We start from the raw sequence: 26,702 nt of genomic DNA, 5'->3' as shown, positions 1-26,702 counted from the left end.
GCCATGAGTTTATTGACCGGTTTTGAACAACCGATAGACCAATCGCAGCACGCTTTCCGTTTGATTCTTAAAGCCTTGAGCGAACCGGGCCACCGGGTGACGCTGCCGGCCGGCCCGGCCTGGGCGCCGCTGAACGCCGCCAGCACCGCCGCGCTGCTGACGCTGGCCGATCAGGAAACGCCGCTGCAGCTGTGCGCGGCGCTTAAAAGTGAGCAAGTGCTAACAAACATTCGTTTTCACAGCGGCGCGCCGCTGGCCGCCACGGCGCAGGAGGTCTGCTTTGCCCTGTTCGATGAGCACGTTCAGGCCGCCGATCTGCAGGCGTTGCCGCACGGCACTGAAATCTCGCCGGAATGCGGCGCCACGGTCATCGTGCAGCTCGCCGAGCTGGATAACGGCGCCGCACTGCGCCTGACCGGCCCCGGCATCGAGAAGCAACGCCTGATAGCGCCACGCCTGCCGCCGGCGCTGCTGGATTATCTGGTCAATCGTCCGCAGCGCTTCCCGCTGGGGCTGGATATTTTGCTGACCTGCGGCGATCGCCTGCTGGCGATCCCGCGGACCACCCGCGTGGAGGTGTGCTGATGTACGTAGCGGTAAAAGGGGGCGAAAAAGCCATTGAGGCCGCCCATCAGCTGCAGGAACAGCTGCGGCGCGGCGACGAGGCGCTGCCGGCGATCGGCGCGGAACAAATCGAACAGCAGCTGGGGCTGGCGGTGGATCGGGTGATGACCGAAGGCGGTATCTACGATCGCGAGCTGGCGGCGCTGGCCATCAAACAGGCCAGTGGCGATCTGGTAGAGGCGATCTTCCTGCTGCGCGCCTATCGCACCACCCTGCCGCGCCTGGCGGTCAGCGAGCCGCTGGCCAGCGAAAACATGCGGCTGGAGCGGCGCATCTCGGCGGTTTACAAGGACTTGCCCGGCGGGCAGGTACTGGGGCCGACCTACGACTACACCCACCGGCTGCTGGACTTCGCGCTGCTGGCAGAAGGCGAGGCGCCGCGTGCGCCGCAGGCCGACGAACCGCTGCCGGACAACTGCAGCCACGTGTTCGATCTGTTGTGTCGCCAGCAGCTGGCGCGGGAGGAACAGGACGACGGCAGCGCGCCGGACGACATCACCCGCAACCCGCCGGTTTACCCCTGCTCGCGCTCGGCGCGCCTGCAGCAGCTGGTGCGCGGCGACGAAGGTTTTCTGCTGGCGCTCGGCTATGCCACCCAGCGCGGCTACGGCCGCAACCACCCGTTCGCCGGCGAGATCCGCACCGGCCACGTTTCGGTGGAGATCGTGCCTGAAGAGCTCGGTTTCGCCATCGATATCGGCGAAATCCTGCTGACCGAGTGCGAAATGGTCAACGGCTTCGTCGATCCCAAGGACCATCCGCCGCACTTCACCCGCGGTTACGGGCTGGTGTTCGGCCGCGCCGAACGCAAGGCGATGGCAATGGCGTTGGTGGATCGCGCATTGCAGAGCCCGGACTACGGCGAAGGCATCGCCGGCCCGGCGCAGGACGAAGAGTTCGTGCTGGCCCACGCCGACAACGTCGAGGCCGCCGGCTTCGTCTCCCACCTCAAGCTACCGCACTACGTCGACTTCCAGGCCGAACTGGAGCTGCTCAAGCGGCTGCGACAGGAATACAGCGAGCGTCAGGAGGCCCGCGATGAGTGAAGTATTGACCGGCTATAACCTCGGTTATCTGGACGAACAGACCAAGCGCATGATCCGCCGCGCCATCCTCAAGGCGGTGGCGATCCCCGGCTACCAGGTGCCGTTCGGCGGCCGCGAGATGCCGATGCCCTACGGTTGGGGCACCGGCGGCATTCAGCTCACCGCCAGCGTCATCGGCCGCGCCGACGTGCTGAAGGTGATAGACCAAGGGGCCGACGACACCACCAACGCGGTGTCGATCCGCCGCTTCTTCCAGCGCGTCGCGGGGGTGGCCACCACCGAACGCACGCCGGAGGCCACGCTGATCCAAACCCGCCACCGCATTCCGGAAACCGCGCTGCGCGAAGACCAGATCCTGATCTATCAGGTGCCGATCCCGGAGCCGTTGCGCTTTATCGAACCGCGCGAAACCGAGACCCGCAAGATGCACACGCTGGAGGAGTACGGCGTGATGCAGGTGAAGCTGTATGAGGACATCGCGCGCTACGGCCATATCGCCACCACCTACGCCTATCCGGTGAAGGTCAACGATCGCTACGTGATGGATCCGTCGCCGATCCCGAAATTCGACAACCCGAAAATGCACATGATGCCGGCGCTGCAGCTGTTCGGCGCCGGGCGCGAGAAACGCATCTACGCCCTGCCGCCGTTCACCAAGGTGGAGAGCCTGGACTTCGACGACCATCCGTTCAGCGTGCAGCAGTGGGACGAACCCTGCGCGCTGTGCGGCTCGCGCCACAGCTATCTCGACGAGGTGGTGCTCGACGATCGGGGCAACCGCATGTTCGTCTGTTCGGACACCGACTACTGCCGGCAGCAGCTGGCGCAATCTTCGCAAGAGGCGCAGCACTGATGACTTCCACCCCTTTGAGCACCACCCCGCTGCTGTCGGTGAACCGGCTCACCCACCTGTACGCCCCCGGCAAGGGCTTCAGCGACGTGTCGTTCGACATCTACCCCGGTGAAGTGCTGGGCATCGTCGGCGAATCCGGCTCCGGCAAAACCACGCTGCTGAAGTCGATCTCGGCGCGGCTGGCGCCGCAGCACGGGCAGATCCTTTACCGCCCGCAGGCGGACCAGGAGCACGACCTGTACGCCATGGCGGAGAGCGATCGCCGCCGCCTGCTGCGCACCGACTGGGGCGTGGTGCACCAGCATCCGCTCGACGGGCTGCGGCCGCAGGTCTCCGCCGGCGGCAACATCGGCGAGCGGCTGATGGCCATCGGCCAGCGCCACTATGGCGACATTCGCCGCCAGGCCGGCCAGTGGCTGGAAGACGTCGAGATCCCGCTGTCGCGCCTCGACGATCTACCGACCACCTTCTCCGGCGGCATGCAGCAGCGGCTGCAGATCGCCCGCAATCTGGTCACCCACCCCAAGCTGGTGTTTATGGACGAGCCGACCGGCGGGCTGGACGTGTCGGTGCAGGCGCGCCTGCTCGATCTGCTGCGCAACCTGGTGGTGGAGATGCAGCTGGCGGCGGTGATCGTCACCCACGATCTCGGCGTGGCGCGGCTGCTGGCCCACCGCCTGCTGGTGATGAAACAGGGCGAAGTGGTGGAGAGCGGCCTGACCGATCGGGTGCTGGACGATCCGCACCACCCCTACACCCAGCTGCTGGTTTCTTCGGTGCTGTCGTAACCCAAGGCGATAACAGATGACTATGCAAATCCGAGTTGAACATCTCAGTAAAACCTTTGTGCTGCATCAGCAGTACGGCACCCGCCTGCCGGTGCTGCACGACGCCAACCTGACGGTCCACGGCGGCGAATGCGTGGTGCTGCACGGCCACTCCGGCAGCGGCAAATCCACCCTGCTGCGCTCGCTGTACGCCAACTACCTGCCGGACAGCGGCCATATCTGGATCAACCACCAGGGCGACTGGCTGGACATGGTCAGCGCCGACGCGCGCCAGATTCTGGCCGTGCGCCGCCATACGCTGGGCTGGGTCAGCCAGTTCCTGCGGGTGATCCCACGCATCAGCGCGCTGGAGGTGGTGATGCAGCCGCTGCTGGAACAGGGCGTCGAGCGCGCCGAATGCCGCGAACGCGCCGAAGCGCTGCTCGCTGCGCTCAACGTGCCGCAGCGCCTGTGGCCGCTGGCGCCGTCCACCTTCTCCGGCGGCGAGCAGCAGCGGGTGAACATCGCGCGCGGCTTTATCGTCGATTACCCGATCCTGTTGCTGGATGAACCGACCGCCTCGCTCGACAGCCGCAACAGCGCGGCGGTGGTGCAGCTTATCGAACGCGCCAAGGCGCGCGGCGCGGCGATCGTCGGCATTTTTCACGATGAAGGCGTCCGCCGACAGGTCGCCGACCGGCTTTATGACATGCAGGCGCCGCAGGCGCTGGAGGCCCTCTGATGATCGTCAATAACGTTAAGCTGGTGCTGGATGACCAGGTGGTGCAAGGCTCGCTTGAGATGCAGGACGGCGTGATCCGCAGCTTCGCCGACGGCCCGAGCCGGCTGCCGCAGGCGCTGGACGGCGACGGCGGCTGGCTGCTGCCGGGGCTGATCGAGCTGCATACCGACAACCTGGACAAGTTTTTCACCCCGCGCCCGAACGTCGACTGGCCGGCCCATTCGGCGATGAGCAGCCACGATGCGCTGATGGTGGCCAACGGCATCACCACGGTGCTGGACGCAGTGGCGATCGGCGACGTGCGCGACGGCGGCCACCGGCTGGAAAACCTGCAGAAGATGATCGATGCGGTGATCCACAGCCAGCGCGCCGGGGTGAACCGCGCCGAGCATCGGCTGCACCTGCGCTGCGAGCTGCCGCACGAGAGCACCCTGCCGCTGTTCGAACAGCTGATGGACAAGCCGGGCGTGTCGCTGGTGTCGCTGATGGACCATTCGCCGGGCCAGCGCCAGTTCGCCTCGCGCGAAAAGTATCGCGAATATTATCAGGGCAAATACCACCTCAACGACCAGCAGATGAGCGAGTACGAGGAGCAGCAGGTCGCCCTGTCCGCCCGCTGGGCCGCGCCGAACCGCGAGGCGATCGCCGCCCACTGCCGCGCGCGCCGCATCTCGCTGGCCAGCCATGACGACGCCACCGCCGCGCACGTGGCCGAATCCTGCGCGCTGGGCAGCGCCATCGCCGAGTTCCCCACCACCGAGGCGGCCGCCCGCGCCTCGCACCAGCAGGGCCTGCAGGTGCTGATGGGCGCGCCAAACATCGTGCGCGGCGGTTCCCACTCCGGCAACGTGGCGGCGCACCACCTGGCGGCGCTGGGGGTGCTGGATATTCTCTCTTCCGATTATTACCCGGCCAGCCTGCTGGACGCGGCGTTTCGCCTCGCGGCGGACGAGCGCAACGCCTACGATCTGCCCCAGGCGGTGCGTATGATCACCCGCAACCCGGCGCGGGCGCTGGATCTGCAGGATCGCGGTACCATCGCCGAAGGATTACGGGCGGATCTGGTGCTGGCACGGCCGCACGGCGAGCACGTTTATGTGCAGAACGTGTGGCGTCAGGGCAGGCAGGTGTTCTGATGGCGCGGCTCATCTATCTGATGGGGCCTTCCGGCGCAGGCAAGGACAGCCTGCTGGCCGCGCTGCGGGCCGACGCCGACCGCGCGCCGCTGGTGGCGCACCGCTATATCACCCGGCCGGCGGACGCCGGCTGCGAGAATCATATTGCGCTGAGCGAACCCGAATTTCTGCGCCGCCGCGCCAAGGGGCTGTTCGCGCTCGACTGGCAGGCCCACCAGCAGCGCTACGCGTTCGGGATCGAAGTGGATCTTTGGCTGCTGCAGGGGATCGACGTGGCGGTCAACGGTTCGCGCGCCCACCTGCCGCAGGCGCAGCAGCGCTACGGGGCGCAGCTGCTGCCGGTGTGCCTGCAGGTCAGAGCCGCGATCCTGCGCCAGCGCCTGCAGGATCGCGGGCGGGAAAGCGCCGAACAGATCGAGCAGCGGCTGGCGCGGGCGGCGGAATATCAGCAGAGCCTGCCCGCCGGCTGCCGGGTGCTGCACAACGACGGCCCACTCGACGACACCCTGGCGGCGCTGCTGGCGCTGCTGCCGACCTCTACCCGACAAACTCAGGACGCGACGCCATGAACGACTTCGCCCAGCCGAAAATCGGCGACAACGTGACCCTTAACCGCACCCGGCTCGGCCAGTATGTGCACCTAGCCGACGATGCGATCCTGGAAGAGGTGGAGATGGGGGACTACTCCTACACCGCCGGGCACAACCAGATCTTTTACGCCACTATCGGCAAGTTCGTCTCCATCGCCTCCTATGCGCGCATCAATCCCGGCAACCACCCGACCTACCAGCGCATCGCGCAGCACCACTTCACCTACCGCGCTTCCGAATACGGGCTGGGGGAAGATGACGCGGCGTTCTTCGACTGGCGGCGCGAGCACCACGTCACCGTCGGCCACGACGTGTGGATCGGCCATAACGCCATCCTGATGCCGGGCGTCAGCGTCGGCAACGGCGCGGTGATCGGCAGCGCGGCGGTGGTCACCAAAGACGTGGAGCCCTACAGCATCGTCGCCGGCGTGGCGGCCAAGAAGATCGGCATGCGCTTTGACGACGAGCTGATCGAGCGTATCGAACGCAGCCAGTGGTGGCACTGGGATCACGCCACGCTGCAGGCGCGGCTGGCGGATTTTCGCGACATTAACCGCTTTGCGCAGAAGTACCTTTAACGGAGGGGAGCGATGCAACTGACCTTTCTCGGCACCGGCGGCGCGCAGCAGGTGCCGGTGTTCGGCTGCGACTGCCCTATCTGCCAACGGGCGCGGCGCGAGCCGGCATTTCGGCGGCGAGCGTGCAGCGCCATGCTCAACTATCAGGGGGAAACGACCTTATTGGATGCGGGATTACCGGCTTTGGAGCGGCGATTTTCGGCGGGGCAAATTCAACGTTTTTTACTGACACATTACCACATGGATCACGTTCAGGGGTTATTTCCTTTGCGTTGGGGGTGCGGAAATTCCATTCCGGTATATGGCCCGCCGGATGAACAGGGCTGCGACGACCTGTTCAAACACCCCGGCATTTTGGCGTTTCAGCCGCCGCTGGCGCCCTTCGCCACCGTCGAACTGGGCGGCATGCGCATCACCCCGCTGCCGCTGCAACACTCCAAACTGACCCACGGCTATCTGATCCAGGCGGCGGGCGCTGCGCTGGCCTACCTGACCGACACCGTCGGCCTGCCGCCGGCCACCGCCGGCTATCTGCAGAACGTGGCGCTGGATCTGCTGGTGCTCGACTGCAGCCTGCCGCCTCAGCCGCAGGCGCCACGCAACCACAACGATCTGACCCGCGCGCAGGAGACGCAGCGCTTGCTGCAGCCCAAACGCACGCTGCTGACGCACATCAGCCACCATCTCGATCTGTGGCTGCTGGACCACGAACTGCCCGCCGGGCTGGAGCTGGCGTTCGACCACCTCAGCGTCAGTCTCGGTAGCAGTGCAGCCGGTCCGATTCCAGCACCCTGACCCCTTCACCCGGCGTGAACGCCTGTTGCAGCAGCGTTTGCGCCACGTCTTTGGCGGCGACCGCGCGCCATTTGCCGGGCAGCAGCCTGAACAACGGCAGCGTAAGGCGCTCCATCAGGCGCGGCGCCGGGCGATCCCCCACCAGCATGGAAGGCCGCACCAGCGTCAGGCGCGGCCAGCGCTGTTCGCGCAGCGCCTGCTCCATCTCGCCTTTGGTGCGGTTATACAGGAAGGTGGAATGCGCATTGGCACCCAACGCGCTCACCACCAGACAGTGCTGCGCCCCCAACCGGCGGCCGGTCAGCGCGCTCTCCACCACCAGTTGGTAATCGACGTAGCGGAAGGCATCGGCGCTGCCCGCCGCCCGGCGGGTGGTGCCCAGGCAGCAGAACACCAGATCGACCGGCTGCTGCAGGCTACTCAGCAGCTCGAACAGCGCATCGCCGACCGGATTGGTCAGCTTGCCGTGCGGCGGCAGCGGCGTGCGCGTCGGCGCCACGATGGCCGTTATCTGCGGATCGCTTTGCAACAGCTGCAACAACTCGCGCCCCACCAGCCCGGTTGCGCCGACTAACAGTGCTCGCGCCATGCGATCTCCCGTTGTAATCAATACGTCGACTTAAAGTATAGACCGCGCCCAGTGCAGCTTCTTGCCGAAGCCGAGGGTGTTGTCGGTCATCTTCACCTCGTGCAGATCCAGCCGCCAAACCGAGGCCTTCATCGCCCTGGCGATCGGGAAACGCTTGCAGTAACGTGCGCGCGCCGCCTCGGCCTCTTCGCCGCTCAGCAGCACCGCCTCGGCGCGGTACTGCACGCCGCGGATCAGCGCGATGCTTTTCGGCTTCGGCGCGATGGTGCCGACCACCCGGCCGTTGTTCAGCATCAGCCCGCCGTGGCGGGTGTGCGGTTCGGTCATCAGCCACAGCGCCATCGTCGCGGCGTCGAACACGTAAAAACAGTTGGCACACCACATGTCGAGGCCGTCGCCGGCGCACAGCGTCAAGACGTGTTGTTTACCGATAAAATCCGCAATCTGCTGCCGTTGTTCTGGGGTATTCAAGGTTACTCGCCTCCCTGTTCACTCACTTCATCTTACCCTGCGTTGTTGAGGCGAGTCACAAATAACGATAATCATCAAAAATCGCATGTGAATACAAAACCATTATATTTGAATTTTTACCCAATCCAGCATAAAGCAGATTGATAACATAAATAACACAATGCGGATTTATTTGATCGTTATGCAGCCGGTTATTTGACCGCTTTTTTTATTCCTTCTCGGGCGGCATCAAAATTAAGCGCTCAAGGCCCGCGAACATTAGCAATTCATTTACATGCCAACCTCTGCGTCTGGATGATACTTATGCAACACATTGCATAACCGGTGAATAGTTATTTATCAAAACCGGCATTTATGTGATTCTCATCACAATTTTTAGTGCATCTTGCGCTAAAATAGCGCCATCTTTTCACTCAGCAAGGTGGATTAGAAAATGGAAAACAATAACCGAAAAATGGCGCACATCAGGCGTACAACCCATATTATGATGATGGCTCATCGCAGCTGCTTTAGCTTCGCATTCTTCAACTACAGATAACCCTCCCCTTCGCTCTTACGCCGTTGTTAAGAGTGTCTTTGCGTTTCACTTTATTCTCCGCACTCCGGTGATAATGTCTTTTTCTCGCTAAGCGGGAAGGGCGCGCAATACATTTTTAATTTCGGCCAAGCGCATCCAATATAAATAAAACAGCGAACACAGTTAATGCCTTTCGGCATCACTGGGTTCTCGCACACCTTTATTTTCGTGAAGGCGTTAGCGGCAAATGAAATTATTTGCCGGCGGAATGCCTTTGCCTGAAGAATGAGAAAAATGAAAAAATTAAAAATTGCCGCCAACACCCAAACCCTCGGCTGCTTTGAAACTGAACGCGACATCGTCGATGTGCATCACAGCGATTTCAATGACGTCGCCGCCATCGTGCTGTCGGTAGACGACGTCGCGCAAGGCATGGTGGCGCGCATCGAAGAACACGGCCTGAACATTCCGCTGTTCGTCGCCGTCTGCTGCGAAGAAGAGCTGGATAACGCCGTACTGCCGGCGCTGCACGGCGTGTTTGAACTGTGCGGCAAGAATACCCAGTTCTACGGCAAACAGCTGGAGGCCGCCGCCGCCAAATATGAGAGCGAGCTACTGCCGCCATTCTTCAACACGCTGACGCAATACGTAGAAATGGGTAACGCCACTTTCGCCTGCCCCGGCCACCAGGGCGGCGAGTTCTTCCGCAAACACCCGGCGGGCCGCCAGTTCTTCGACTTCTACGGCGAAACGATTTTCCGCTCCGACATGTGCAACGCCGACGTCAAACTGGGCGACCTGTTGATCCACGAAGGCGCGCCTTGCGCCGCGCAGCAGCACGCCGCCAAGGTGTTCAACGCCGACAAGACCTACTTCGTGCTCAACGGCACCTCGGCCTCGAACAAGGTGGCGACCAACGCCCTGCTGACGCGCGGCGACCTGGTGCTGTTCGACCGCAACAACCATAAATCCAACCACCACGGCGCGTTGATCCAGGCCGGCGCTACGCCGGTTTATCTGGAAACCGCCCGTAACCCGTTCGGCTTTATCGGCGGCATCGACGCGCACTGCTTCGACGAACGCTACCTGCGCCAACAGATCCGCGAAGTGGCGCCGGAACGCGCCAACGAGGCTCGCCCGTTCCGCCTGGCGATCATCCAGCTCGGCACCTACGACGGCACCATCTACAACGCCCGTCAGGTGGTCGACAAAATTGGCCACCTGTGCGACTACATCCTGTTCGACTCCGCCTGGGTGGGCTATGAGCAGTTCATTCCGATGATGAAAGACTGCTCGCCGCTGCTGCTGGAACTGAACGAAAACGATCCCGGCATCATCGTCACCCAGTCGGTGCACAAACAGCAGGCCGGTTTCTCGCAGACCTCGCAGATCCACAAAAAAGACAAGCACATCAAGGGGCAGAGCCGCTACTGCAACCACAAGCGCTTCAACAACGCCTTTATGCTGCACGCCTCCACCAGCCCGTTCTACCCGCTGTTCGCCGCGCTGGACGTCAACGCCAAGATGCACGAGGGCAAAAGCGGCCAGCGCCTGTGGCAGGAGTGCGTGCGCGTGGGTATCGAAGCGCGCAAAATGCTGCTGGATACCTGCACGATGATCAAACCGTTCGTGCCGGATCAGATCGACGGCAAACCGTGGCAGGCCTATGACACCGCGGCGATGGCCAACGATCTACGCTTCTTCAACTTCGTGCCCGGCGAGAAGTGGCACGCCTTTGAGGGCTATGCCGAGTCGCAGTACTTCGTCGATCCGTGCAAACTGCTGCTCACCACGCCGGGCATCGATACCGCCACCGGCAGCTACAGCGAGTTCGGCATCCCGGCGACCATTCTGGCCAACTACCTGCGTGAAAACGGCATCGTGCCGGAAAAATGCGATCTCAACTCGATCTTGTTCCTGCTGACGCCGGCGGAAGACATCGCCAAGATGCAGCATCTGGTGGCCCTGATCGCCCGCTTCGAGAAGCACATCGAGCAAAACTCATTGCTCAGCGAGGTGCTGCCTGCGGTCTATAAAAACCACCAGCAGCGCTACAAAAACTACACCATCCGCCAGCTGTGCCAGGAAATGCACGACCTTTACGTCAGCTATGACGTTAAAGAACTGCAAAAAGAGATGTTCCGCAAAAGCTATTTCCCACGCGTGGTGATGAACCCGCAGGACGCCAATACCGAGTTCGTGCGCGGCAATGTGGAATTGGTGTCGCTGGCCAAGGCCGAGGGCCGCATCGCCGCCGAAGGCGCCCTGCCTTACCCACCAGGCGTGCTGTGCGTGGTGCCCGGCGAAATTTGGGGTGGCGCCGCGCAGCGTTATTTCCTGGCACTGGAAGAAGGCATCAATTTATTGCCGGGATTCGCGCCGGAATTGCAGGGCGTTTATATCCAACAGGATGAGGACGGCTGGAACCGCGCTTACGGCTACGTCATGAAAAATTAATCACCTTACAGGGCGGCGATTATTCTCGCCGCCCGGATCGCATCCTAAAAGAGAAAATGATCATGAGTAAGTCCAATAATAAAATGGGGGTCGTGCAATTAACGATCCTGACCGCCGTGAATATGATGGGTTCCGGCATAATTATGCTGCCGACCAAGTTGGCCGAAGTGGGCACGATTTCGATCGTTTCCTGGCTGGTGACCGCCGTCGGCTCGATGGCGTTGGCCTACGCGTTCGCCAAATGCGGCATGTTCAGCCGTAAATCCGGCGGCATGGGCGGCTACGCCGAATACGCCTTTGGTAAATCAGGCAACTTCATGGCGAACTACACCTACGGCGTTTCGCTGCTGATCGCCAATATCGCCATCGCCATTTCCGCCGTCGGCTACGGCACCGAGCTGTTCGACACCACGCTCAGCCCGCTCGGGATCTGTATCGCCACCATCGGCGTGCTGTGGCTTGCGACCGTCGCCAACTTCGGCGGTGCGCGCATCACCGGCAAAATCAGCGGCATCACCGTCTGGGGCGTGATCATTCCGGTGGTGGGCATCTCGGTCATCGGCTGGTACTGGTTCAGCGGCAGCGCCTACGTCGCCGCCTGGAACCCGCATCAGGTGCTGACCTTCGAAGCCATCGGCGCTTCGATCTCGATGACCTTGTGGGCGTTCCTGGGGCTGGAATCCGCCTGCGCCAATACCGACGTGGTGGAAAATCCGGAGCGCAACGTGCCGATCGCCGTACTGGGCGGCACCCTCAGCGCGGCGGTGATCTATATCGTTTCGACCAACGTGATCGCCGGCATCGTGCCGAATATGGATCTGGCCAACTCCACCGCTCCGTTCGGGCTGGCGTTCTCCCACATGTTCAACCCGACGGTCGGCAAGATCATCATGGCGTTGATGGTGATGTCCTGCGTCGGCTCGCTGCTCGGCTGGCAGTTCACCATCGCGCAGGTGTTCAAATCCTCCGCCGACAGCGGCTTCTTCCCGAAAATCTTCTCCAAACTGAGCAAGGCCGACGCGCCGGTTAAAGGCATGCTGACCATCGTCGTCATCCAGAGCGGTTTGTCGCTGATGACCATCAGCCCATCATTGAACAAGCAGTTCAACGTGCTGGTGAACCTGGCGGTGGTGACCAACATCATCCCGTACATCCTGTCGATGGCGGCGTTGGTCATTATTCAGAAAGTGGCGAAGGTGCCGGACAACAAGGCGCGCATCGCCAATATCATCGCCGGCATCGGCGCGCTGTACAGCTTCTATGCGCTTTACAGCTCCGGTGAGGAAGCGATGATGTGGGGTGCCATCGCCACCTTCCTCGGCTGGACGCTGTACGGCATCGTTTCGCCGCGCTTCGAGCTGGCGGGAAAAAAGGGGTAAAGCGGTAAGGCACCGGCGGCCGGGGATGGGATTGTGGCGGCGAACATGCCATCATACGCCGACCCTGGCCACCAAAACGGCATACGATGACCGACACTACCCCCACTCCCTGGCACCTCTATATGCTGCGTTTACCGAGCGGCATACTGTATACCGGCATCACCACCGACGTGGCGCGCCGTCTGGCGCAACATCAGGCCGGCAAAGGCGCCAAGGCGCTGCGCGGCAAAGGGGAGCTGACGCTGGCGTTTCACTGCCAGGTGGGGGATCGCTCAACGGCGCTGAAGCTGGAATACCGCGTCAAACAGCTGAGCAAAATACAAAAAGAGCGGCTGGTGAATCACCCACCGCTGTCGTTGGCGTATTTGCTTACTGGTTAACAGGTGTCGGTAAAGTTTTATCCCTTCTATTCGACCTGCCTGGACGGCAGTGAACTGATGGCAAGACGCTCGCGGCCGGCCGCCGAATTTCTAAGCTGCCTATACGGCAGTGCACAAGCTCCGCCAGCCCGTCATCCTTGCCTTTGCTTTCTAAGCTGCCTGTACGGCAGTGCACGCCATCCTCAAGGTGCGCAACGGCTGGGGCGATTTCTAAGCTGCCTGTACGGCAGTGCACTGTTGAAGATTAGCGCTAATCAGCTGATTATCTAAAGAAAATCTATCTGTTGTGTCAAAAAACCTTTTTAAAATCACTTAAAGACTTATTATAAAAAAATCAATAAGTTAAATTTACCGCTCAAAAAAGGGTTCGCAAGTAAGACTGGAGAAAAGAGTCGCTTTCAAATCTATGAAAGAAAATTGGCGGGCACCCAGATTGGTATTATCACCAATCGCATTAGCCCAATAGCCAGTTATATACAGCTGGTGAAACTGGAGTTTTGACTCAAACAGCTGAGCAAAATACAAAAAGAGCGGCTGGTGAATCACCCGCCGCTGTCGTTGGAGTATTTGTTGCCGGTGGTTAAAAGCGATTAAACGGCGCCGAAAAAGCCACTTCGCCGCTGACGCCATTCAGGGCGTCTTCCGCCAGCGGATACACCTGGAACGCGCTTTCCGTGTCCGGCCAGCGACAATTCAGACCATAGGCGGCGGCCGGTTTGAAACCGAAGCGGCCGTAATAGGCCGGATCGCCCAGCACCACCACCGCGGCGTAGCTGAATTCGTTCAGCGAATCCAAGCCTTCGTACACCAGCTTTTCAGCCAGCCCCTGACGGCGCAGGCTTTCATCAACCGCCAGCGGCGCCAGCGCCACCCATTGGCGGTCTTCGCCGGCCACGTCTACCGGGCTGAACGCGGCATAACCCACTACGCCGCCTTCGTCGTCAGTGGCGACCACGCCCAGCGTCAGCAGGCCGTCTTCGCGCAGCTGTTGCACCAGGTCTGCTTCGTCGTCGCGGCCAAAGGCGCGGCGCAGCAAGGCGTCGATGCCCGCCGCGTCTACCGGGATCTCTACGCGGATCAGCATGATACCGCCACACGGGAAGCCGACGCCGTGCCCTCCTGCAGCCCTGCTTCGACAAAATCAGCCAACTGCAGCAGCCCCATGCGCAGCGGCGCAGGCATGCTTTCCAGCTCGATGGCGTCCATCAAATTTTTCACATACAGGCCCAATTCGGTATCCCCTTCAATCTGCAGCCGACGCTGAAAGAACAGCGTATCCGGATCTTGCTTGCGCGCCGCGATCAGGATCAGATCGTTGGCGTCGCCGCTGAAGCTGACGTCCGCTTCGGCGTGCTGGCTGACCACCAGTTTGTCGTTTTCTACCGTCATAAACCAGTGTAGCGCCAGATCGCGAACTTCGATCTTTAACCAGCGCGATTCGAGAAATTCCAGTTCGCCATCCGCCAACGCCTGGCGGAACTGCCAGCTCAGCACCTGTTGCAGCAGCTGGCGCTGCAGGGCGAACGGCGTGAATTTCAGCGGGATGCGCAGCAGCGACGGCCCCTGGCGCACAAGGCGTGCTCGTAGTTGTTCCAACACGGTCATCCACTCCTTTCAATACGGACTACCGCTATTTTGCCACACTGGCGCGCGGCTTCAGCGGTCTATATCAACAAATAGTGCATTTCACCGCCATGTTTATCAATACGCCATAAGCTGCCCCAAATCAAAACCTGTGCGCACCCCTTCGCCTAAAATGGCCTCCCCGATTCGCGTTTGCCGGCAGAACACCGCCGCCGGCAACCTTTAAAGACAGCGTGCGCCCGGCCGGGCGCACGGCTAAGCCAGGATAAATCTATGGAGCTGCTTTGCCCCGCCGGCAACCTGCCGGCCCTGAAGGCCGCGGTAGATAACGGCGCCGACGCCGTTTACATCGGGCTGAAAGACGATACCAACGCGCGCCACTTCGCCGGCCTCAACTTCACCGAGAAAAAGCTGCAGGAAGCGGTTGATTACGTGCATCGCCACGGCCGCAAATTGCATATCGCCATCAACACCTTCGCCCATCCCGACGGCTACGCCCGCTGGCAGCGCGCGGTGGATATGGCCGCCCAGCTGGGCGCCGATGCGCTGATTCTGGCGGATCTGGCGATGCTGGAATACGCCGCCCAGCGCTACCCGCAGCTGGAGCGCCACGTTTCGGTGCAGGCCTCCGCCACCAACGAAGAGGCGATCCGTTTCTACCAGCGCAACTTCGAGGTGGGCCGGGTGGTGCTGCCGCGCGTGCTGTCGATGCATCAGGTGAAACAGCTGGCGCGCACCAGCCCGGTGCCGCTGGAAGTGTTCGCCTTCGGCAGCCTGTGCATCATGGCCGAGGGGCGCTGCTACCTCTCCTCCTACCTGACCGGCGAGTCGCCGAACACCGTCGGCGCCTGCTCGCCGGCGCGCTTCGTGCGCTGGCAGCAAACCCCGCAGGGTATGGAGTCGCGCCTGAACGACGTGCTGATCGACCGCTACCAGGACCATGAAAACGCCGGTTACCCGACGCTGTGCAAGGGCCGCTATCTGGTGGACGACGTGCGCTACCACGCGCTGGAAGAGCCCACCAGCCTCAATACGCTGGAGCTGCTGCCAGAGCTGCTGGCCGCCAACATCGCCTCGGTGAAGATCGAAGGCCGCCAGCGCAGCCCGGCCTACGTCAGCCAGGTGGCGCGCGTCTGGCGCCAGGCGATCGACCGTTGCCAGGCCGATCCGGCCGCCTACCGCGCCGACGCCGCCTGGATGGAGACGCTGGGCGCGATGTCCGAGGGCACCCAGACCACGCTGGGCGCCTATCACCGCAAATGGCAGTAGCCGGAGGAAACATGAAATACGCACTGGGGCCGGTACTCTACTACTGGCCGAAAACCGACATCGCGGCGTTCTATCAACAGGCGGCGGAGAGCAGCGCCGACATCATTTACCTCGGCGAGAGCGTCTGCACCAAACGGCGCGAGATGAAGGTTAGCGATTGGCTGGCGCTGGCGCGCGAGATCGCCCACAGCGGCAAACAGGTGGTTATCTCCACGCTGGCGCTGCTGCAGGCGCCGTCCGAGTTGAATGAGCTGAAACGCTATGTGGAGAACGGCGAGTTCCTGTTGGAAGCCAACGATCTGGGCGCGGTGAACATGGCGGCGGAACGCGGCTTGCCGTTCGTCGCCGGCCATGCGCTGAACTGCTACAACGCCTATACCCTGCGCCTGCTGCGCCGCCAGGGCATGGTGCGCTGGTGCATGCCGGTCGAGCTGTCGCGCGACTGGCTGGCCAACCTGCTGACGCAGTGCGACGAGCTGGGCTTCCGCCACGATTTCGAGGTGGAGGTGCTGAGCTACGGCCATCTGCCGCTAGCCTATTCGGCGCGCTGCTTCACCGCCCGCTCGGAGAACCGCGGCAAGGACGAGTGCGAAACCTGCTGCATCAAATATCCGCAGGGCCGCATGATGCGCTCCCAAGAACAACAGCAGGTATTCGTGCTCAACGGCATCCAGACCATGAGCGGTTACTGCTACAACCTCGGCAACGAGCTGCCGAGCATGCAGGGGCTGGTGGACATCGTGCGGCTGTCGCCGCAGGGCGCCGAGACGCTGGCGCAAATCGACGCCTTCCGCGCCAACGAGCGCGGTGAGCAGCCGCTGGCCTTGACCGACCACGCCGACTGCAACGGCTACTGGCGCCGGGTGGCGGGGCTGGAGTTGGTGTCTTAACGAGGACAGAGCCGGCAGCGGGCGCTGCCGGCTCTGTTTATTTATCAAGATTAATGCGCTCATCTCCACCGTGGAACCAATGGAATAAACTTACACACATCAGGCAGCAGCTTCTGATACCAAAATAAGTGAAAACCGCGATGGCCGCATCTACCAAATGTTCTCCGTATGAAATAATACTCAGTGAGGAGAACGAGACAAGTAACATACTCAACGTTAGCGCAATCATATTACATAGCGGGTTTAAAAGACGTCTATTAACCATAACCCACCCTCTATTTTTGACACTCTAAAAGCGATTTACTCATCACCAGCGACATTGCCCATTAACGCTATTGGCGTTTTTATTCCCACCCAAGGCACCACCGTTATTCTTATTATTCCCGGCAGGGCTGTTATCTGCGCAAGAGACCGCCCCCATTAAGCCACCGGCAACCGCCATACCTATCATCCCTGGAGGGCCGCCGGAAAAACCGGTAAATGCGCCAATGATAATGCCCATTCCAACCTGATTGGCACAAGAGTTTGACGCACCTCTGCCTGGCCTGTCACGATCGCCGCCGTTATTTCCATCGCCACAACCGCCAATCAATTTTATCTCATCAAAATCAAGCGCTCTTATTGTTGACATATTATTCCATCCTTTAAATAACACGTTATAGATAAAGCTAACGCCAACCATTAATTCCCTAAGCAGGTCGACAATTACAACTACCAAAATCAACATAACAAATCAAATTAAAAATAAGAGCAGACGCCCAGCTAAATAAATCACCTTAGACATATCAATAATACGAAATAATAAAGGCGCCGAAAATGGCGCCTTTATTTATCCCCTACGCCCGCCGTTTCCTGAACATCCCGCGCAGCGCCACGCTGTTGCGCAAGAAGCCGACGCCGAAGCCCAGCAGGGTGTAGACCACGCCGAGTATCAGCATCATGGCGACGTCGCCCCACACCTCATTCAGCGACAGCCCCATCTGGTTGACGCCGGCGATCGCCTTGGTGCCCCAGGTGGAGGGGATGCTGTACGAGATGGCGCGCACCCAGGCCGGCATCGACTGCAGCGGCCAGATAGTGCCGGACAGGTAGAAGATCGGCGTGGTGATGAACGCCAGCGTCAGGTAGATCATCTCGACGCTGCGCAGGCACTCGGTCACCAGCTTGCCCAGCCCCAATACCGCCAGCAGGAACGGGAAGGTCAGCAGCAGCAGCTCGGCGATGTTCGCCGTCTGCCTATAGCCCAATACCCACGGCCACAGCACGAACAGCACGATCGACAGGAACAGCCAGATCGGCAGCAGCGCCGTCAGCCCGCCGAGGTGCGCCGCCAGCGGCGCCTTGCCGCCGGGCATGCTCTTCATGGCGATATTGACGCGGATACAGGCGATCAGCAGCGAGTGCTGCAACAGCATCACCAGCAGGCCGGGGAAGATGATCGCCGCAAAGCTGATGCCGGGGTTGAACACGTCCAGCGTTTGCCCCAGTATCGGCGTCAGCAGTATCTGCGCCTGCCGTTCGCTGAAGCCGCTGCGCAGCAGCAGCCCGTTGTTGTATTGCGTCAGCAGCTGCTGATAGGCCGCCACCACGTCCTGCTGGATCTGGCCGTTGGCCAGGCGGTTGGTGGCGTCGCCGTACATCGGCACCACAATGTTCTGCCCGCTGAGAATTTTCTTCTCCAGATCCACCGGCATGATGATCACCGCAAACAGCTTGCGCCAGCTGAGATCGCGCTGCGCCTGTTCCAGGCTGTCGTAGGTTTCAATCGCGATCTTGGAGGTAGCGTCCAGTTGGCGGATCAGCTGCCGGCTGGCGGTGCTGTGATCCTGATCGATCACGCCCACCGGCAGATCCCACACCGTGCGGTTGGCGTACACCAGGCTCATGATGCACAGCGACAGGATCAGCATCAGCCACACCGGCCGCTCCAGCATGCCGAGCAGCACCTTAACGAAGGTTTGCCAATAAAGCTTCATCCGGCGCTCCCCTCTTTTGCCAGCCGCGCCGGCAGGCGATTGCGCACCAGCAGCGCGGCCACCAGCGGATAGACCGCCAGCAGCGCGCACACGCTGAAGATGGCGCTGGCGTGCACCTGCCGCAGGAACACGTCAAACATCGCGTACAGCGCGTGGGTCAGCGGTTCGATGTTGGAAATGATGCGCGCCGGCAGCGGCATCGACAGCTCAGGCACCGCCATGCCGGAGAAGGTCATCGCGATACTGACCAAAATACCGATCAGGCTGTAGGCGGTGATGGTGCTGCCGGTAAAGGTGTACAGCAGCAGGCCGATGCTCTGCGCCGCCATCACATAAAACAGGCCGATCATCAGCATAAACAGCGGGTTGCCGCTGACGCGGGCGTCAAAGATGCCCACCAGCGCCGCGATCTCCACCATCAGCAGGGTGGTGAAACACAGCGTGTACGGCGCCAGCTTGCCGAGCAGCGCCAGGCTGAACGGCTTGGCCTGCAGCAGCGACTTGCTGCGCGCCAGCACATATATCATGCAGGTCACCGCGAACAGCTGCAGCAGGTGGATGGTGGCGGCGAACTGCTGGTAATAGATATAGCTGCCGCTGGCGTTGAACAGGCTGCCGTAGGAGAGCGTCACGTCCGCCAGCGGCGGCAACGTTTTGCCCATCTCGGTGGCGATGATGCTGCGGGTGCTGGCGTTGATTTCGTTCATCAGGCCGCCGAAGTCCTGGGTGGAGTACAGCCCGGCGCCGTAAAACAGCGCGTTGTAGTACATCACCACGCTCGGCTGTTTGCCCGACAGCGCATTGGCCTCAAAGTCCGGTGGGATATACAGCAACGCGTAATCCTGCGCGCTGCGCAGGCGGCTCAGCGACTCCGGCAGCCCGCCGCCGTATGCCTCGACGTGGGCGTGCGACCCGGCGTCCAGCCGGCGCGTCAGCGATTTGGACAGCGGACTGTGATCGCTGTCCACCACCGAGACCGGCAGATCGAGCAGCGTGCCTTCGGAGAAGTTGCTGCTGATCAGCGCAAACAGGATCAGCGGAAAGATCCAGCTCAGCCAGTGCACCACCGGGCTGCGAAAGGCGACGCGACACTCTTTGTCGAACGCGTGACTGAAGCAGCGCCAGCCGGCCCTTACTCTTTCCATTGCCATAAGGTGCTCATCCCCGGACGCAGGCCGTCCACCGGCTGTGACGGATACAGGCGCACTTCGAAGGTTTTCAGGTCGAAGTCGCCGGTGGCGCGGGTGGCGCGTTTGGTGGCGTAATCCCCCAGCGGCGCGATGTAGCGCACCTCGGTGTCGATCATTTTGTCCTTCAGCGCCGGCACCCGCAGCTTGACCTTGTCGCCTTTGCGCACGTGGGCCAGGATGTCTTCACGCAGGTTAAACACGAAGTAAGCGTCCGGCACCCGGATCAACGTCACCAGCGGGCTGCCGGCGTTCAGCAATTCGCCCACTTCGGCCGGGATCGGCCCCACTTCGCCGTCCACCGGCGCTTTCACCTGCAGATCGTCGCTCTGCGCCTGGATCTGCAGCAGGTTCTCTTCCGCCGCCCGCAGCGCCGCCGCATATTGCTGCCGCTGCTCGACGCGGTCGCCGTTGATGCCTTCATCCAGGTTGGCCTTGGCGGCCTGCACCTGCTGGAAGGCGGTGTCGCGCGACCGGCGCGAAGCGTCCAGCTCGGACTTCGAGATATAGCCCTTGCCGGCCACGCTCAGGTTACGGTTGTAGTCGTTTTGCGCATTGCGGTACTGCGCCTCGGCCTGCGCCAGGTTGGCGCGCAGGTTGCGGATGCTCTCTTCTCGGGTGCCGTGCAGCGACAGCTCGAGCTGCGCTTTGGCCTCGTCGCGCGTCGCCTGCGCGGAACGCAGCTGCGCCATCAATTCGGGGCTGTCGAGTTGGATGATCAGCTGGCCGCTTTTCACGTCATCGCCGCGTTCGATCAGGCGTTCAACAACCCGGCCTTTCGCCTTGGATGCGACGATCACTTCGGGGGCATCCACTTCACCCTGCAGCAACAGATCCTGATTGTGCGCGCGGAACAGGATCGCCAATGCGATCGCCACCATCATCAGCAACAGGGTAAACAGCGTCTTTTTTTTCATTATATCGGCTCCCGGAACGGTAAGCGGCGGGCGGGGATCATCATTTCCATGTCTCAAATTGCTCCAAAAAACACCATTGCACTCATGAGGATATCACAAGCACATATCTCCTCTTTTATAACTATAAATTGGATTATGCTTTTAACACTAAAAAGCATCTTTTTTCGGCCTTTTAGTATGCAGATTCCTGCAATCGCCCTTTAAGCGATCCACTCTCTGATGGACGATGTCATGACTGAACACACTGCCGTACCGCTTTCGGTACTGGATTTATCGCCAATCCCGCAAGGGGCCAAGGCGCGCGACGCTTTCCACTGTTCGCTGGATCTGGCGCAACACGCCGAACGCTGGGGCTACCAGCGCTACTGGCTGGCCGAGCACCACAATATGACCGGCATCGGCAGCGCCGCCACCTCGGTGCTGCTGGGCTATCTGGCCGCCGGCACCCAGAGCATTCGCCTCGGCTCCGGCGGCGTAATGCTGCCGAACCATGCGCCGCTGGTGATCGCTGAACAGTTCGGCACGCTGGAATCGCTCTACCCCGGCCGCATCGATCTGGGGCTGGGCCGCGCGCCCGGCACCGATCAACGCACCATGATGGCGCTGCGCCGCCACCTGTCCGGCGATGTGGATACCTTCCCGCGCGACGTGCAGGAACTGCAAAACTACTTCTGCGACGCGCAGCCCGGCCAGCCGGTGCAGGCGGTGCCGGGCCAGGGGCTGCATGTGCCGCTCTGGCTGCTCGGCTCCAGCCTCTACAGCGCACAGCTGGCGGCGCAGCTCGGCCTGCCGTTCGCCTTCGCTTCGCACTTCGCTCCGGATATGCTGTTCCAGGCGCTGCAACTGTACCGCGAGAACTTCAAACCCTCCAAACAGCTGGCGCAGCCGCATGCCATGGTGTGCGTCAACGTGATCGCCGCCGACAGCGACCGCGACGCGCGCTTCCTGTTCAGCTCGATGCAGCAGCAGTTCATCAATCTGCGCCGCGGTTCGCCCGGCCCGCTGCCGCCGCCGGTGGATAACATCCACGCGCTGTGGAGCGCCGGCGAGCAGTACGGCGTCGAACAGGCGCTGCGGATGTCGATCGTCGGCGATGAAAAAACGGTGCGTCACGGGCTGCAAACGCTGCTGCGTGAAACCGATGCCGACGAGATCATGGTCAACGGCCAGATTTTCGATCATCAGGCGCGGCTGCGTTCGTTCGAGATCGTCGCCGGCGTGAAGGGCGACATCGTGAAGGGCTAAAAAGCGAAAAGGCGGTGGGAACCCCACCGCCTTGGCGTTAACGCTGGATCAGGTAGCGGATGGTCGGCCCGTCCTGCTGGATATCCAACACCTTGTAGCCGTGGTTGCGCGCATCGAGCGGGATGTTGTTGATCGACTGCGGGCAATCACTGATCACCTCCAGGATCTCCCCCGGCTTCAGCTGCGGCATCGCCTCCAGCGTCGCCACCGCCGGGTACGGGCAAGGCTCACCCAGCATGTCCAGCCGGTAGTCCGGCACTATCGTCGTCTCTTTCATGGCATGCTCCTCAAATTCACCACCTGCGCCTCAGGCCGGGCGCGGAAAAAGCGTTTCTCCCACCACAGCATGGCGGCGAAGGCCAGCGCCAGCAGCAGGTAAGTCACCAGCAGGCCGCCGATCGGGCCGAAGGTGTCGAGCAGGTTGATCTTGTCGTAGTCGGTCGCCAGCGCCGGCGCCAGGTCGTCCCAGTAATAGGCCAGCAGCGTAGCGCCGATGATATTGCCCAGCCCCACCCACCAGTAGTGCACCTGCCCTTCCACGGCGCGGTACATCCAACCGGTCTCGCAGCCGCCGGCCAGCACGATGCCGAAGCCAAACAGCAAACCGCCCAGCACCGCATTCGGGCCGGCCCACATGATCTTCGGCGCCACGCCGAGCTGCACATAGCTGAAGATGCCGATGGCGCTCACCGCCATGCCGATGATGATGGCTTTCGCCATGTGGGTGCGGCCGGTGATCCACAGATCGCGGAACGCCGAAGTGAAGCAGATCTGCGCGCGCTCGATCAGCAGGCCAAAGCCGATGCCGAACAGCATGGCGATGCCGAGCTTCGGCGCATCGAACAGCGTCCACAGCGACCAGGCCACCGCCAGACCGAAGATCGCCATGCCCAACCGGAAGCGGCGGCGCGCCTGCTCAGGCTTCTGCGTCAGCGGCGCGGCGGCCTTCACCTTTTGCAATTTGACCGGAATGCGGAACATCGGCAGCAGCGTGAATTTGGCGCCGAAGTAAGAGCCGGCTGCGGTCGCCAGCGCGAAGAACCAGGCGTGCAACGAGAACTGAGGGATGCCGGTGAAGAACGCCGCCAGGTTGCACCCCATCGCCAGCCGCGCGCCGAAGCCGGCGATGATGCCGCCCAGCAGCGCCTGCACGATGCGAATGCGGTGCTGCGGTTGACGCAGCTTGATGTTGTTGGCCCACAACGCGGCGGCGATGCAGCCGGCGAACATGCCGATGATCATGCGCCCGTCGATGCGCTCCAGCGGCGTGCCCTGCAGGCCGATGACCTTGAAATAGCCCCATTGCTCGGGGTGCAGGCCGAACCACTGCAGCACATGGCCGCCCCAGCGGGTGAATTCGCCGGTCACCGCCCAGAAGGTGCCGGTCATGCCGAAGTAGTAGGTAGAGAGGATCCCGGCGGCGATCACCGCCGGCAGCGGCGCCCAAAAGCGCACCAGGTATTGAGATTTGAACTGCTGCCAACTCATGGCATCTCCCGTGCATATCATCCGTAAGAAAAAACCTTATGAATGATACGCCATTCAGGGGCGTTTGACGGCAATTTTCAGGCATAAAAAAACCAGCCCGCAGGCTGGTTTTTCAGAGCGCTTCACCGCGAACGGCGAATCAGCGATTACGCGTCGCCGAAACGACGACGTGGTGCCGCCGGTGCGCCGTCATCACGGCGTGGCGCCGGCTTGCCGTCACGGTTGTAGTTACCGCCACGACGCTCGCCGCCGTTGCCGCCTTCACGACGTTCGCCGAAGGAGCGACGTGGGCCGCCTTCGCGACGTTCGCCGTTGAACGGACGACCGTTGCCGCGACGCTCGCCGCCGTTGCCACCGTCACGACGCTCGCGACGTTCGAACGGCTGTGCATCGCCCAGCAGCTGCATGTTCATCGGCTTGTTCAGGATGCGAGTGCGAGTGAAGTGATTCAGGATCTCGCCCGGCATGCCTTTTGGCAGCTCGATGGTGGAGTGGGAAGCGAACAGCTTGATGTTACCGATGTAACGGCTGCTGATGTCGCCTTCGTTAGCGATAGCGCCAACGATGTGACGCACTTCAACGCCATCGTCACGGCCCACTTCGATGCGGTACAACTGCATTTCGCCAACGTCACGACGTTCGCGACGCGGACGATCGCCGTCACGGCTGTCACGACGGTCGCCACGATCACCGCGACGATCGTCACGGTCGTTGAACTCGCGGCGCTGACGCGGCTTGAAGACCGGATCCGGCGGCAGGATCAGCGGACGTTCGCCCTGTGCCATTTTCAGCAGCGCTGCGGCCAGAGTTTCCATATCCAGCTCTTCTTCCGGTTGCAGTTTGGTCAGCAGTGCGCGATACAGGTCCAGATCGCTGCTTTCCAGCTGCTGCTGAACTTTCGCGGCGAACTTGGCCAGACGACGCTCGCCCAGCAGTTCTGCGTTCGGCAGTTCCACTTCCGGGATGGTCAGCTTCATGGTGCGTTCGATGTTGCGCAGCAGGCGGCGTTCGCGGTTTTCCACGAACAGCAGCGCGCGGCCAGCGCGGCCCGCACGACCGGTACGGCCGATACGGTGAACGTAAGACTCGGAGTCCATCGGGATGTCGTAGTTGACAACCAGGCTGATGCGCTCAACGTCCAGGCCACGGGCCGCAACGTCGGTCGCGATCAGGATATCCAGACGACCGTCTTTCAGACGCTCCAGAGTCTGCTCACGCAGCGCCTGGTTCATGTCGCCGTTCAGCGCGGCGCTGCTGTAACCGCTGCGCTCCAGCGCTTCGGCCACTTCCAGGGTCGCGTTCTTGGTACGGACGAAGATGATCGCCGCGTCAAAGTCTTCGGCTTCCAGGAAACGCACCAGCGCTTCGTTTTTACGCATGCCGTAGACCGACCAGTAGCTCTGGCTGATGTCCGGACGGGTGGTGACGCTGGATTGGATGCGCACTTCCTGCGGCTCTTTCATGAAGCGGCGGGTGATGCGACGGATCGCTTCCGGCATGGTGGCGGAGAACAGCGCGGTCTGATGTTCAGCCGGGATCTCAGCCATGATGGTTTCTACGTCTTCGATAAAGCCCATGCGCAGCATTTCGTCGGCTTCATCCAGCACCAAACCGCTCAGATTGGAGAGGTTCAGGGTGCCGCGCTTCAGGTGGTCCAGCAGACGGCCTGGGGTACCCACAACGATTTGCGGGCCCTGGCGCAGAGCGCGCAGCTGCACGTCGTAACGCTGGCCGCCGTACAGGGCTACCACGTTGACGCCGTTCATGTGTTTGGAGAAATCGGTCATCGCTTCAGCAACCTGAACCGCCAGTTCGCGGGTCGGCGCCAGCACCAGGATCTGAGGTGCTTTCAGGTCTGCCTGCAGGTTGTGCAGCAGCGGCAGCGAGAACGCTGCAGTTTTACCACTACCGGTCTGCGCCATGCCCAGCACGTCGCGGCCGTTCAACAGGTGAGGAATACACTCAGCCTGGATCGGAGATGGTTTTTCATAGCCCAGATCGTTCAGGGCGGAAATGATTGGAGCAGACAGCCCCAGATCGGCAAAAGAGGTTTCAAACTCAGTCGTCATGTACACGTGCCTCATTAATAATGGCAGCCAGTCTACATAACTCGTCGAGAAAATTTTCAGTCATTTTCATTGAAAAGTGTGAACCGGCTCAAATTAGATTATAAAACGAACAAAAAAGCCCTCGCCCGTGAAGGCGATAACTTTGGTTAAAAACCAATGTTCATCAGGCTGATAGGTGTTCGTCAGCTATTGCTGGTCCGATTCCGATAGGTCGTCTTGCTCTTGGCCCAAAAGCGCCAATTCCAACAATGCATAGCGGTGCTCAACGAAGTTGTGAACGTTGTTAGACACCGTCAGTTTGAACAGCGCCGAAGCGGTGTCCTTGTCCCCCAGACTCAGGTAGTGTTTACCCAAATAGAAGTCAGTTTCACTGAGATGCTCAGCGAGCGAAGTGTTATCCGTTGCATCTGCCTTGAGGCGTTCCATCAGCGTTTTTTCGCTGATCTTGCCCAGGTAGAATTCGACAATATTCCATCCCCATTGCCCTCTGTCCGCTTTGTCATAGCGCTGCTGAAGCGCTACCTCGGCCTTCTTGGGATCGATTTCTCGCTCCACCAGATACAGCCATAACGAACGGAAGGGATCGTTTGGGTCGTCTTGATAAAACGCCTGCAGATCATCCTGCGCCAACGGGAAGCGGCCGCCATAATACAGTGCGATGCCCCGGTTTAAACGCGCGTAATTGTAAGTTGGATCAAGCTCTAGTACAGAATCAAACGCTTCATAGGCAGCATCAAAATTGCCTGCCTGCGTTAAGTAAATGCCCAGGTAGTTGAAAACTTCCGGCATGTCGGGACGTATCGCCAGCGCCTGCGAGAAATCATTGCGCGCTAATGCACGTAACCCGAGGCTATCATACAGCACACCGCGCTCATATAAAAGCTGTGCGCGTTCGTCATCCGTCAGTGCCCGGCTGGCAAGAATTTGTTCCATGCGCGCCAGGATCACTTCCTGCTGCAACGTAGGCTGCAACGGGATTGCCAAAACTTCGTCTTTACGCCAATCATGGTTGCTGCATCCTGCCAGCATGAGTGCTGTCGCAACGTAACACCAGCGCAAGAAAGGCTTCATTTCCCACTCCCGAAGACAAACATTGGATGAACGTCCTGTCCTCCGTTTGCTAAAACGCGGGCATCCTACCCGCGCGATACGA

General features: G+C 61.2%; 29 protein-coding genes. 16 read left to right on the top strand and 13 right to left on the bottom strand.

The genetic code is table 11. The annotated features are described in order from the left end of the window. The first annotated feature begins 3 nt into the window (after window positions 1–3). Genes phnH through phnP form a run of 9 tightly spaced genes read left to right on the top strand, consistent with a single transcriptional unit; the run spans window position 4 to window position 7,131 of the window. Window positions 4–585: a phosphonate C-P lyase system protein PhnH gene (phnH, locus tag AC2CGI_RS13775; RefSeq protein ID WP_015376437.1), complete on the top strand. Its 582-nt coding sequence runs from the start codon at window positions 4–6 to the stop codon at window positions 583–585. Next, window positions 585–1,670, top strand: a complete 1,086-nt coding sequence (locus tag AC2CGI_RS13770; protein ID WP_076740844.1) for a carbon-phosphorus lyase complex subunit — start codon at window positions 585–587, stop codon at window positions 1,668–1,670. Before phnH ends, AC2CGI_RS13770 begins: the two co-directional genes overlap by 1 nt. Beyond that, window positions 1,663–2,523, top strand: a complete 861-nt coding sequence (locus tag AC2CGI_RS13765; RefSeq protein ID WP_076740843.1) for an alpha-D-ribose 1-methylphosphonate 5-phosphate C-P-lyase PhnJ — start codon at window positions 1,663–1,665, stop codon at window positions 2,521–2,523. Before AC2CGI_RS13770 ends, AC2CGI_RS13765 begins: the two co-directional genes overlap by 8 nt. Then, window positions 2,523–3,311 (top strand): phosphonate C-P lyase system protein PhnK, encoded by a 789-nt coding sequence (gene phnK, locus AC2CGI_RS13760; RefSeq protein WP_060444784.1) that lies wholly within the window; start codon window positions 2,523–2,525, stop codon window positions 3,309–3,311. Before AC2CGI_RS13765 ends, phnK begins: the two co-directional genes overlap by 1 nt. A gap of 16 nt (window positions 3,312–3,327) precedes the next feature. Next, complete coding sequence (gene phnL / locus AC2CGI_RS13755) at window positions 3,328–4,032, top strand: phosphonate C-P lyase system protein PhnL (protein WP_019453319.1); 705 nt, start codon at window positions 3,328–3,330, stop codon at window positions 4,030–4,032. Then, a complete protein-coding gene (phnM, locus tag AC2CGI_RS13750; RefSeq protein ID WP_004933428.1) occupies window positions 4,032–5,168 on the top strand; it encodes an alpha-D-ribose 1-methylphosphonate 5-triphosphate diphosphatase in 1,137 nt (378 codons plus the stop codon). The genes phnL and phnM overlap by 1 nt, the downstream gene beginning before the upstream one ends. Beyond that, window positions 5,168–5,737, top strand: a complete 570-nt coding sequence (gene phnN, locus AC2CGI_RS13745) for a ribose 1,5-bisphosphokinase (RefSeq protein ID WP_076740842.1) — start codon at window positions 5,168–5,170, stop codon at window positions 5,735–5,737. Before phnM ends, phnN begins: the two co-directional genes overlap by 1 nt. Continuing rightward, the gene (locus AC2CGI_RS13740; protein WP_076740841.1) at window positions 5,734–6,336 is read left to right on the top strand and encodes a DapH/DapD/GlmU-related protein; all 603 of its coding nucleotides are present in this window, start codon (window positions 5,734–5,736) and stop codon (window positions 6,334–6,336) included. The genes phnN and AC2CGI_RS13740 overlap by 4 nt, the downstream gene beginning before the upstream one ends. Window positions 6,337–6,348: 12 nt before the next feature. After that, window positions 6,349–7,131, top strand: a complete 783-nt coding sequence (gene phnP, locus AC2CGI_RS13735; protein ID WP_075685187.1) for a phosphonate metabolism protein PhnP — start codon at window positions 6,349–6,351, stop codon at window positions 7,129–7,131. On the opposite strand, the gene AC2CGI_RS13730 is transcribed toward phnP, so the two are convergent. Both AC2CGI_RS13730 and AC2CGI_RS13725 read right to left on the bottom strand, forming a co-directional pair. Further along, window positions 7,088–7,720: an NAD(P)H-binding protein gene (locus tag AC2CGI_RS13730; RefSeq protein WP_076740840.1), complete on the bottom strand. Its 633-nt coding sequence runs from the start codon at window positions 7,718–7,720 to the stop codon at window positions 7,088–7,090. The two genes, phnP and AC2CGI_RS13730, sit on opposite strands and share 44 nt — an antisense overlap. 30 nt (window positions 7,721–7,750) lie before the next feature. After that, a complete protein-coding gene (locus AC2CGI_RS13725; RefSeq protein WP_015376428.1) occupies window positions 7,751–8,191 on the bottom strand; it encodes a YhbP family protein in 441 nt (146 codons plus the stop codon). A 433-nt stretch (window positions 8,192–8,624) separates the two neighbouring features. On the opposite strand from AC2CGI_RS13725, the gene speFL reads away from it, so the two are divergent. From speFL to AC2CGI_RS13705, 4 genes are all read left to right on the top strand, one after another. Beyond that, window positions 8,625–8,729, top strand: a complete 105-nt coding sequence (gene speFL / locus AC2CGI_RS13720) for a leader peptide SpeFL (RefSeq protein ID WP_004933443.1) — start codon at window positions 8,625–8,627, stop codon at window positions 8,727–8,729. A gap of 273 nt (window positions 8,730–9,002) precedes the next feature. Next, window positions 9,003–11,165, top strand: a complete 2,163-nt coding sequence (gene speF, locus AC2CGI_RS13715; protein WP_044029859.1) for an ornithine decarboxylase SpeF — start codon at window positions 9,003–9,005, stop codon at window positions 11,163–11,165. 62 nt (window positions 11,166–11,227) lie between these two features. Then, entirely contained in the window at window positions 11,228–12,544 is a 1,317-nt protein-coding gene (gene potE / locus AC2CGI_RS13710; RefSeq protein ID WP_080497842.1) for a putrescine-ornithine antiporter, read from the top strand. An 86-nt stretch (window positions 12,545–12,630) separates the two neighbouring features. Then, complete coding sequence (locus AC2CGI_RS13705) at window positions 12,631–12,924, top strand: GIY-YIG nuclease family protein (protein WP_139339704.1); 294 nt, start codon at window positions 12,631–12,633, stop codon at window positions 12,922–12,924. Between the two features lie 580 nt (window positions 12,925–13,504). Here the strand turns inward: AC2CGI_RS13705 and AC2CGI_RS13700 are convergent. Both AC2CGI_RS13700 and ubiT read right to left on the bottom strand, forming a co-directional pair. After that, window positions 13,505–14,008, bottom strand: a complete 504-nt coding sequence (locus tag AC2CGI_RS13700) for a GNAT family N-acetyltransferase (protein WP_033648656.1) — start codon at window positions 14,006–14,008, stop codon at window positions 13,505–13,507. Then, the gene (ubiT, locus tag AC2CGI_RS13695) at window positions 14,002–14,523 is read right to left on the bottom strand and encodes a ubiquinone anaerobic biosynthesis accessory factor UbiT (protein ID WP_049187007.1); all 522 of its coding nucleotides are present in this window, start codon (window positions 14,521–14,523) and stop codon (window positions 14,002–14,004) included. Before ubiT ends, AC2CGI_RS13700 begins: the two co-directional genes overlap by 7 nt. A gap of 258 nt (window positions 14,524–14,781) precedes the next feature. Here ubiT and ubiU point away from each other — a divergent pair, with 258 nt between their 5' ends. Both ubiU and AC2CGI_RS13685 read left to right on the top strand, forming a co-directional pair. Further along, window positions 14,782–15,777, top strand: a complete 996-nt coding sequence (gene ubiU, locus AC2CGI_RS13690; RefSeq protein ID WP_015376422.1) for a ubiquinone anaerobic biosynthesis protein UbiU — start codon at window positions 14,782–14,784, stop codon at window positions 15,775–15,777. Between the two features lie 11 nt (window positions 15,778–15,788). Further along, entirely contained in the window at window positions 15,789–16,667 is an 879-nt protein-coding gene (locus AC2CGI_RS13685; protein ID WP_060558420.1) for a U32 family peptidase, read from the top strand. A 307-nt stretch (window positions 16,668–16,974) separates the two neighbouring features. On the opposite strand, the gene AC2CGI_RS13680 is transcribed toward AC2CGI_RS13685, so the two are convergent. From AC2CGI_RS13680 to AC2CGI_RS13665, 4 genes are all read right to left on the bottom strand, one after another. After that, entirely contained in the window at window positions 16,975–17,394 is a 420-nt protein-coding gene (locus AC2CGI_RS13680) for a hypothetical protein (RefSeq protein WP_130054891.1), read from the bottom strand. Window positions 17,395–17,503: 109 nt separating this feature from the next. Then, window positions 17,504–18,643 (bottom strand): ABC transporter permease, encoded by a 1,140-nt coding sequence (locus AC2CGI_RS13675; RefSeq protein WP_049243041.1) that lies wholly within the window; start codon window positions 18,641–18,643, stop codon window positions 17,504–17,506. Beyond that, window positions 18,640–19,794: an ABC transporter permease gene (locus tag AC2CGI_RS13670; protein WP_015376418.1), complete on the bottom strand. Its 1,155-nt coding sequence runs from the start codon at window positions 19,792–19,794 to the stop codon at window positions 18,640–18,642. The genes AC2CGI_RS13675 and AC2CGI_RS13670 overlap by 4 nt, the downstream gene beginning before the upstream one ends. After that, complete coding sequence (locus AC2CGI_RS13665) at window positions 19,776–20,747, bottom strand: HlyD family secretion protein (protein WP_004933479.1); 972 nt, start codon at window positions 20,745–20,747, stop codon at window positions 19,776–19,778. The genes AC2CGI_RS13670 and AC2CGI_RS13665 overlap by 19 nt, the downstream gene beginning before the upstream one ends. Window positions 20,748–20,978: 231 nt before the next feature. Here AC2CGI_RS13665 and AC2CGI_RS13660 point away from each other — a divergent pair, with 231 nt between their 5' ends. Continuing rightward, a complete protein-coding gene (locus tag AC2CGI_RS13660) occupies window positions 20,979–21,992 on the top strand; it encodes a luciferase-like monooxygenase (protein WP_015376417.1) in 1,014 nt (337 codons plus the stop codon). Window positions 21,993–22,029: 37 nt separating this feature from the next. Here AC2CGI_RS13660 and yedF read toward each other — a convergent pair whose 3' ends face one another. The 5 genes from yedF to nlpI all read right to left on the bottom strand — a co-directional run bounded on the left by yedF (window position 22,030) and on the right by nlpI (window position 26,620). Next, window positions 22,030–22,269 (bottom strand): sulfurtransferase-like selenium metabolism protein YedF, encoded by a 240-nt coding sequence (gene yedF, locus AC2CGI_RS13655; protein ID WP_004933486.1) that lies wholly within the window; start codon window positions 22,267–22,269, stop codon window positions 22,030–22,032. Continuing rightward, window positions 22,266–23,480 carry a selenium metabolism membrane protein YedE/FdhT gene (gene yedE / locus AC2CGI_RS13650; protein WP_004933488.1) on the bottom strand — a complete coding sequence of 405 codons (1,215 nt, stop codon included), beginning with the start codon at window positions 23,478–23,480 and terminating at the stop codon, window positions 22,266–22,268. The genes yedF and yedE overlap by 4 nt, the downstream gene beginning before the upstream one ends. A 146-nt stretch (window positions 23,481–23,626) precedes the next feature. Beyond that, window positions 23,627–25,549: a DEAD/DEAH family ATP-dependent RNA helicase gene (locus AC2CGI_RS13645; protein ID WP_004933492.1), complete on the bottom strand. Its 1,923-nt coding sequence runs from the start codon at window positions 25,547–25,549 to the stop codon at window positions 23,627–23,629. Next, window positions 25,539–25,613 (bottom strand): protein YrbN, encoded by a 75-nt coding sequence (gene yrbN / locus AC2CGI_RS13640; RefSeq protein ID WP_223182019.1) that lies wholly within the window; start codon window positions 25,611–25,613, stop codon window positions 25,539–25,541. The genes AC2CGI_RS13645 and yrbN overlap by 11 nt, the downstream gene beginning before the upstream one ends. Window positions 25,614–25,735: 122 nt before the next feature. Further along, the gene (gene nlpI, locus AC2CGI_RS13635) at window positions 25,736–26,620 is read right to left on the bottom strand and encodes a lipoprotein NlpI (RefSeq protein ID WP_004933495.1); all 885 of its coding nucleotides are present in this window, start codon (window positions 26,618–26,620) and stop codon (window positions 25,736–25,738) included. Window positions 26,621–26,702 lie beyond the last annotated feature (82 nt).

It is taken from the genome of Serratia sp. LSHTC3, assembly GCF_057197125.1.
Note: the sequence above shows the minus strand (reverse complement) of the source record. Positions and strands in the feature narration are given on the sequence as shown.

Bases quoted from the DNA above. Each gene is read 5' to 3' on its own strand.
- phnM (WP_004933428.1), top strand. From the start codon at position 4,032: ATGATCGTCAATAACGTTAAGCTGGTGCTGGATGACCAGGTGGTGCAA.
- phnH (WP_015376437.1), top strand. From the start codon at position 4: ATGAGTTTATTGACCGGTTTTGAACAACCGATAGACCAATCGCAGCAC.
- speFL (WP_004933443.1), top strand. From the start codon at position 8,625: ATGGAAAACAATAACCGAAAAATGGCGCACATCAGGCGTACAACCCAT.
- AC2CGI_RS13670 (WP_015376418.1), bottom strand. From the start codon at position 19,794: ATGGCAATGGAAAGAGTAAGGGCCGGCTGGCGCTGCTTCAGTCACGCG.
- AC2CGI_RS13765 (WP_076740843.1), top strand. From the start codon at position 1,663: ATGAGTGAAGTATTGACCGGCTATAACCTCGGTTATCTGGACGAACAG.
- potE (WP_080497842.1), top strand. From the start codon at position 11,228: ATGAGTAAGTCCAATAATAAAATGGGGGTCGTGCAATTAACGATCCTG.
- phnK (WP_060444784.1), top strand. From the start codon at position 2,523: ATGACTTCCACCCCTTTGAGCACCACCCCGCTGCTGTCGGTGAACCGG.
- phnP (WP_075685187.1), top strand. From the start codon at position 6,349: ATGCAACTGACCTTTCTCGGCACCGGCGGCGCGCAGCAGGTGCCGGTG.
- yedF (WP_004933486.1), bottom strand. From the start codon at position 22,269: ATGAAAGAGACGACGATAGTGCCGGACTACCGGCTGGACATGCTGGGT.
- AC2CGI_RS13700 (WP_033648656.1), bottom strand. From the start codon at position 14,008: ATGCTGATCCGCGTAGAGATCCCGGTAGACGCGGCGGGCATCGACGCC.
- AC2CGI_RS13730 (WP_076740840.1), bottom strand. From the start codon at position 7,720: ATGGCGCGAGCACTGTTAGTCGGCGCAACCGGGCTGGTGGGGCGCGAG.
- AC2CGI_RS13680 (WP_130054891.1), bottom strand. From the start codon at position 17,394: ATGTTGATTTTGGTAGTTGTAATTGTCGACCTGCTTAGGGAATTAATG.
- AC2CGI_RS13705 (WP_139339704.1), top strand. From the start codon at position 12,631: ATGACCGACACTACCCCCACTCCCTGGCACCTCTATATGCTGCGTTTA.
- AC2CGI_RS13740 (WP_076740841.1), top strand. From the start codon at position 5,734: ATGAACGACTTCGCCCAGCCGAAAATCGGCGACAACGTGACCCTTAAC.
- phnL (WP_019453319.1), top strand. From the start codon at position 3,328: ATGACTATGCAAATCCGAGTTGAACATCTCAGTAAAACCTTTGTGCTG.
- AC2CGI_RS13660 (WP_015376417.1), top strand. From the start codon at position 20,979: ATGACTGAACACACTGCCGTACCGCTTTCGGTACTGGATTTATCGCCA.
- speF (WP_044029859.1), top strand. From the start codon at position 9,003: ATGAAAAAATTAAAAATTGCCGCCAACACCCAAACCCTCGGCTGCTTT.
- ubiU (WP_015376422.1), top strand. From the start codon at position 14,782: ATGGAGCTGCTTTGCCCCGCCGGCAACCTGCCGGCCCTGAAGGCCGCG.
- AC2CGI_RS13645 (WP_004933492.1), bottom strand. From the start codon at position 25,549: ATGACGACTGAGTTTGAAACCTCTTTTGCCGATCTGGGGCTGTCTGCT.
- AC2CGI_RS13770 (WP_076740844.1), top strand. From the start codon at position 585: ATGTACGTAGCGGTAAAAGGGGGCGAAAAAGCCATTGAGGCCGCCCAT.
- nlpI (WP_004933495.1), bottom strand. From the start codon at position 26,620: ATGAAGCCTTTCTTGCGCTGGTGTTACGTTGCGACAGCACTCATGCTG.
- yedE (WP_004933488.1), bottom strand. From the start codon at position 23,480: ATGAGTTGGCAGCAGTTCAAATCTCAATACCTGGTGCGCTTTTGGGCG.
- AC2CGI_RS13665 (WP_004933479.1), bottom strand. From the start codon at position 20,747: ATGAAAAAAAAGACGCTGTTTACCCTGTTGCTGATGATGGTGGCGATC.
- AC2CGI_RS13685 (WP_060558420.1), top strand. From the start codon at position 15,789: ATGAAATACGCACTGGGGCCGGTACTCTACTACTGGCCGAAAACCGAC.
- phnN (WP_076740842.1), top strand. From the start codon at position 5,168: ATGGCGCGGCTCATCTATCTGATGGGGCCTTCCGGCGCAGGCAAGGAC.
- AC2CGI_RS13675 (WP_049243041.1), bottom strand. From the start codon at position 18,643: ATGAAGCTTTATTGGCAAACCTTCGTTAAGGTGCTGCTCGGCATGCTG.